The 7,186-nt window shown below is 40.1% G+C and carries 1 protein-coding gene; it reads left to right on the top strand.

All coding sequences use genetic code 11. From position 1 onward, the window contains the following. Positions 1-299: 299 nt before the first annotated feature. Positions 300-7,186 (top strand): leucine-rich repeat domain-containing protein (locus tag L870_RS18125; protein WP_037272814.1); only part of this gene is annotated, 6,887 nt, incomplete at its 3' end.

Consider the following 7,186-nt stretch of genomic DNA (forward strand, 5'->3'; position numbering starts at 1 on the left):
CGGAACAAAAAAGGTTCTGATGTGTGGGATTTTTTTGCTTTATGTTATACGGCAAGAAAATTGCTTTTTTATGGGGGTATATGCTTATACATATACCTTTCGCAATATGAGGTCGATTGAACTTCTGGACTGATGCTTTTTACGGTTTTAAAGCCAAAAATACTATTTTGCAAATCGCAATTTTTGGTCAGATAAATTCAAATAAACTAAAAAGTTTATTGACAAATTGTATATTTTGCCTTATAATATATATTTGGTATATAATACCAAATAGTTATGTCAAGGAGGAATGTTGAAAAATGCTTAGAAACCGACTAATAGCAGGTGTGCTGAGTGCAGTAATGTGTACCTCGGCTGTCCTGCCGAATCAGGCATTCAACAATGCCGGTCGAGAAGCAAATGCAGCCACGACGAAGGAAAAACCTATCTCAGGCGATTTTGACATTAAGTCAACCAATTCGCTTGGAAACCTTTTAAAACAAGCGGCTGCAAAAGATGAAGCACAGAATCCGCTCGCTGAAAAAGCTTGTAATTCTCAGTTCCAGATCACAGCTCTGGAATTTGACAGCGAAACAGGAACAGTACGTGTATCATCTCCCCAGCATACGGAAGCAAAGATCGTGGTTTCATTCATCAATGATGAAACTTCGGAAAATGTCCTCAGTGTTGAGACCACTGTTGAAGCAGGCGAGCTTGTCAACAGCGAACTCAAGATTGATGCATCCAAGCTTCCGCAGTATTACATTGTAAAGGCTCAGCTTTTTGATGCGCTGAACCGTCCCGTTGGAACTTCGTATACTCTTAGCAGATATACAAAGGAGATCCAGGAGATTATTGCGACAGATATAAACGATTTTGATGAGGAACAGGTAGTTAATCTTGATGAAGATGATACAACTAATTTCCTCGTTCTCAACGATGACACAGTCAAGGCGGAAAGCTCGGAGGAACAGAATACACTTGTTTCTGCCGACTATGACAACAATGTTTTCGTATTTGAAAATGCAGATGAGACGGTCGCTTCACTTCAGGAGGGAGAGTTGTTCTTCATTCAGCCTGATGACGACAATATCATTGCAGTAAATGTTGAAAACGTCGAAAAAGACGGTGATAAAGTAACTGTATCAGGTAACGATGAAGATATCGAAGACGCTTTCGAGTTCATCAAGATTGAAGGCAACGGTGAGCTTTCAAAGGCTAAGATTGATACTTCGACTGCTGATGAAGGAGTATCATTCCCTAATGTTGATGAAAACGGTGACGTTGTTATTAATGAGGACGGTTCATTTGATTTTGAGTATGAAGAACCAAGAAATGAAGCTAAATATGATGTTAAAATAAGCAAAACTTTCAGTCTTGATTCTATACTTGATCCACAAACCGGAGATACACGGCCAAATGATCCGTATTACGACGGAAGTGTAAAGCGAGCTGACAAAACTTCCGGTTCGCTTACTATCTCTCTTAACTTCAATTTTTATAAGAAGTTCACAACAACAAATATTGAAGTTACGGTAAAGATCACTCCTACATTAACAATTACCGACGGATTCTCTGGAAGCGGTTTTTATGAGTCTTCGTCTGCAAGAAACAGATCGCTTTCGGCATCAATTGCTACAATCCTGATCCCGCTTTCTGTTCCGGGTACTGTTGTAGAAGTTAATCCCCGCGTTTTTGTTGAATTCTCGGGAAAAATTACATTAACAATTAAATGGGACAATATATTTGGTTATATCAATAAAAATGGTAAAGTTGAAAAGCCGGTTCAGCTTTTTAATGAGAAAAACATAGATGCAAGCCTGAAAATCACAGGCGAAGTATATGCAGGTCTTGAATTACAAATATATTTTGAAGTTGTAAGCAAGCATATCGCGGCTATCGGCATTGATGCGAAAGCCGGACTACGTGTCCGAGCAGAGGCAGATCTTGGCAAAATATATGAACAATATGAGAAGAACATGAATGAACCGCCTGATAAGGTTATAGAGAGCGGTGAAGGTGATTGGTATCATGCCTGCAAATTCTGTATCAAAGCTTCAACAGATTTTGTCGTAAAGGTAAATCTTGATCTTTGTGTATTAAGAAAGAAGAATACCATTAATCTTCTCGAATTATCAATAAACCTTCCATTCTTAAATCTGTATTTCTCTTCTGAAAACGGTTTTGGAATAGGCGAATGTGATTATAACAGATTCAGGGCAACATTCAATGTTATAAGCAGTTCAGACGGAGGGTATATACCGGGAGCTGTAGTCAAGCTTGACGACAAGGAGAAGACTATCGGCGGAAGCGGTAATGCTACATTCTATTGTCTGCCCGGTACGTACAGTTACTCTGTAACACATAACGGTAAAAATCTTGGCAGCGGTCAGATAGTAATAAAAAACAGTCCGATAGATAAAACTATCGAAGCTGATGTTAAACTGGACGATAAGGGCAATCCTGACGGTTATGTACCCGGTATTAAACATCCTGATGTAACCGGAGCTCCTGTTACAAAGGCTACAACAACAAAGAGAGTTATTGTTACAGGTACGCTTCCTGCACTTTCCTCAGATAAGGATGAGGTAATTGCCGAGACAGGTTCTCTTGGTGAACATATTTCATATATGCTCTATCCTGACGGATATCTTTATGCCTGCGGATACGGCGATATGTATGATTTCGGCTCATCACCGTTCAGAGATCCTTCCATCATTAAATATGTAGTTATCGAAAACACAGGTGACGAAGAAGATGGCGGCATAATAACAAGCATAGGCAACAATGTGTTTGTAAACTGCAGCAATATGGAGTCTGTCAACCTGCCGCAGTCGATCAAGCGCATCGGCAAGAATGCTTTTAAAAACTGTTCTTCATTCTCTACTGTATCATATGACGTATATGATTACGTACAGGAAAAAATGGTAGAAATAAGATATCCGGAAGGCAAGCTTGTAATGCCTGAGGCTGTTACAGCTATCGAAGATGCTGCTTTCTGTAACTGTACTTTATTTAATGATATCGTTATCCCGAAGACAGTTCCTGAGATCGGTTCATATGCATTTTCGGGCACAAGCATAACAGAGATCGAAGTTCCTGATACAGTAAAGAAGATCGGTGATTATGTATTCAGTGATTGTACTTCACTTAAAAAAGCTGTTATCAAAAACTGTGCAGATGGTATGGGCAATCATATCTTCAGCGGCTGTGCAGCTATCGAAGATATCACTATCCCTTACATGGGACATTCTCTTGCAGCAGCTAATGAGGACGGAAGCACACAGCAGTTCTCGGATTTCTTCCTCAACGGTAATAAGGAAGAGTATAACGTTATTACAAACTATGGCGGCTGGACAAGATATATTCCAAAGTCACTTAACTCTGTTACTGTAACAGGCGGAACAAGAATTCCGAATTACGCATTTTATCGTATCGGCAGCGTAAAGAACATTTCTGTTCCAAAGACCATCAAATCATTCGGCAACTATTCATTTGCTGACTGTGTTTCACTTGAAAACGGTTATATGCCTGAGGGCGTTGTAAGTATCGGCAATTATGCGTTCAGCAATTGCGGAAGTGCTGCTTTCAAGACGGTCAGCTTCCCTACAACCCTTACATCTATCGGAAATTATGCATTCTCAGGCTGTAAAGGCCTTACAGGAATCACAGTTCCCAAGAATGTAAAGACAATCGGTGAATTTGCATTCAATGATTGTTCAGCTATCAAGTATGCTGTTATTGAAGGCGGTGCTGACGGTATCGGCTCACATATCTTCAGCGGCTGTAAATCAATTGCTGAGCTCACACTTCCTTTTGCGGGATTTGATGCAAAGTCAACTGATGATGCTAAGGTAACAAGTCAGATATCCACATACTTCCTTAACGGTAATGAGAAGGAGTATTACGCTATAACAAACTATGGCGGCTGGACAAGATATATCCCTAATGCACTCAAGAAGATCAATATCACAGGCGGTAAGAGAATTTCCAACTATGCATTCTATCGTCTCAGTGGTGTAGAATCTATTGTTATTCCCAAGAGCATAACCGAGATCGGTCACTATGCATTTGCAGATTGTACATCTATTACAAACGGTTATATACCTGAAGGTGTTACAAGCATCGGCAATTATGCATTCAGCAATTGCGGCAATGCAGAGTTCAATGAGGTAAAATTCCCGACAACTCTTAAATCTATCGGTAATTATGCATTCTCAGGCTGTGTCGGTCTTACAAGCATTACTGTTCCTAAGACTGTAACGACAATTGGTGAATTTGCATTCAATAACTGTTCATCAATAACATCAGCTGTTATCTATGGCGGTGCTGACGGTATCGGCTCACATATCTTCAGCGGCTGTAAATCAATTGCTGAGCTCACACTTCCTTTTGCAGGATTTGATGAAGAGTCAAGTGATGATGCTAAGGTAACAAGTCAGATATCCACATACTTCCTTAACGGTAATGAGAAGGATTATTACGCTATAACAAACTATGGCGGCTGGACAAGATATATCCCTAATGTGCTCAAAAAGATCACTATTTTAGGCGGTACAAGAATTTCCAACTATGCATTCTACCGTCTCAGCGGTGTAGAATCAATAGTTATACCTGAGACTATTACCGAGATCGGTCACTATGCATTTGCAGGCTGTACATCTTTCAAAAATGCTTTTATACCGAAGGGTATTACAAGTATCGGTGATTATGCATTCAGCGACTGCGGCAAGGCTGCATTTGGTGATGTTGATTTCCCGACAACTCTTAAATCCATCGGTAAGTATGCGTTCAATAACTGTAAGGGCCTTGGAGATATTGTTATACCTGATTCAGTAAATACTATAGGTGAATTCGCATTCAATGAGTGTTCATCAATAGAAAAAGCTGTTATTGACGGCGGTGCAGGCGGAATCGGATTACATATTTTCAGCGGCTGTAAATCAATTGCTGAGCTTTCACTTCCTTTTGCAGGATTAGATCCGAAGTCAGCTGATGATCCTGAGGTAACAAGTCAGATATCAAGTTACTTCCTTAACGGTAACGATAAGGAATATTACGTTATAACAAACTATGGCGGCTGGACAAGATACATTCCGAGAGCACTCAAAAAGATCACTATCAAAGACGGTACAAGAATTTCAAATTATGCATTCTATCGTCTCAATGGTGTAGAATCCATAACTATCCCAAGCAGCATTGTTGCTATAGGCGATCATGCATTCGACGGCTGCTTATCACTTACAGACGGCTATATACCTGAAGGCGTTACAAGCATTGGTAATTATTCATTCAACAATTGCAGCAGCGCATTATTCAAGGATGTAAAGTTCCCGACAACGCTTACAAAGATAGGCGAGTATGCATTCTCAGGCTGTGTCGGTCTTACAAGCATTACTGTTCCCAAGACAGTAAAGACTATCGGTGCTTATGCATTCAATAACTGTTCATCACTTAAAACTGCTGTTATCTACGGCGGCGAAGATGGTATCGGAGTACATATTTTCAGTGGTTGTAAGTCAATAGCTGAGCTCACTTTACCATTTGCAGGCTCGTCTCTTGCTGCTGTAAATGCTGAAGATAGCAAGGAGCAGGTTTCAACATATTTCCTTAACGGTGATACAACAGATTATTACACTATATCAAACTATGGCGGATGGACAAGATATATTCCGAGATCACTCAAGAAGATCACGATACTCGGCGGCAAGAAGATACCTAATTATGCATTCTACCGTCTTACAGGTGTAAAAGAGATCATCATTCCTGATGACATTTCCTACATAGGAACATGTGCGTTTGCAGAGTGTTCGGAACTCAAGAGTGCGCCATTAACAAATGTTCTTACAGAAATCGGTGACAACGCATTCAACGGATGCAGATTAGCTGAGTTCAAGAGCGTTACATTCCCTGATACACTTACATCTATCGGTGCACAGGCATTTGCAGACTGTGACGGCTTAACAGACATCACAGTACCTGACAGTGTTCAGAAAATCGGTGATTACGCTTTCGTTAAGTGTGACAACCTCGTAAAGGCTGATATCTATGGCGGTGCTAACAGCATCGGAAATCATATCTTCAGTGAGTGCAGCACTATAGAGAGCATGACGATCCCTTATGCAGGCTTCTCACTTAAAGATGTTGATGCTGAAGGAAGCACACAGCAGATATCCGGTTACTTCCTTAACGGAAACGATAAGGATTATTACGTTATATCAAACTATGGCGGATGGACAAGATATATTCCTAAGTCATTAAAGACTGTTACAGTTTTAGGCGGAAAGCGTATTCCTAATTATGCATTCTACCGTATGAACGGCTTGGAAAAAATCAATGTTCCTGACGATATAACAACTATTGGTGTATCTGCATTTGAAGGCTGTACTTCACTTAAAAATTCAGTAATCAAGGATACGCTTACATCTGTCGGAGACCGCGCATTTGTAAATTGCAGCGATGCTGATTTCAAGGATGTCAAGTTCTCAGACAGTTTAGAATCTATCGGTAAAAATGCATTCTCAAACTGTGACGGTCTTTTAAGTGTTGTAATTCCCGAGAATGTAAATTCTATCGGTGATTATGCATTTGAAAACTGTAACTCACTCAAGTCGGCTGATATCGCAGGCGATGATAAGGTGATAGGTTTACATATTTTCAGTGATTGTGATTCGATTGAGTCAATTTCACTTCCATTTGCAGGTTTTGATATTGCTTCAGTAAATAAAGATGGCAGCACTCAGCAGCTTTCAGATCTTTTCCTCAACGGAAACAAGGAGGAATATTTCACAGTAACCAATTATGGCGGCTGGACAAGATATATTCCTAAGTCTCTTAACACCATCACAGTTGACGGCGGCAAGAGAATTCCTAAGTATGCATTCTATAAGATGCTTGGTATTGAAGATGTATATCTTCCTAAAGAGCTCACAAACATTGCTGATAATGCATTTAACGGCTGTGACGGTATAGAAAACGTTTATTATCCAAGTACAAGAGAAGACTGGGAGAAGAATGTTACTATCGGTGTAAACAACGAGGCAATTGACGGCAAGGTTAGATTCCTCGGTGAAGACTATACAACAACTTCAACTACAACTACTACAGGTACAAGCACAACTACTACAACATCAGCTACAACAACCTCCAAGACAACAACTTCAACAAGCAAAACTACAACATCAGCTACAACAACCTCCAAGACAAC

The organism is Ruminococcus flavefaciens ATCC 19208, from assembly GCF_000518765.1.
Classification (GTDB): domain Bacteria; phylum Bacillota; class Clostridia; order Oscillospirales; family Ruminococcaceae; genus Ruminococcus; species Ruminococcus flavefaciens.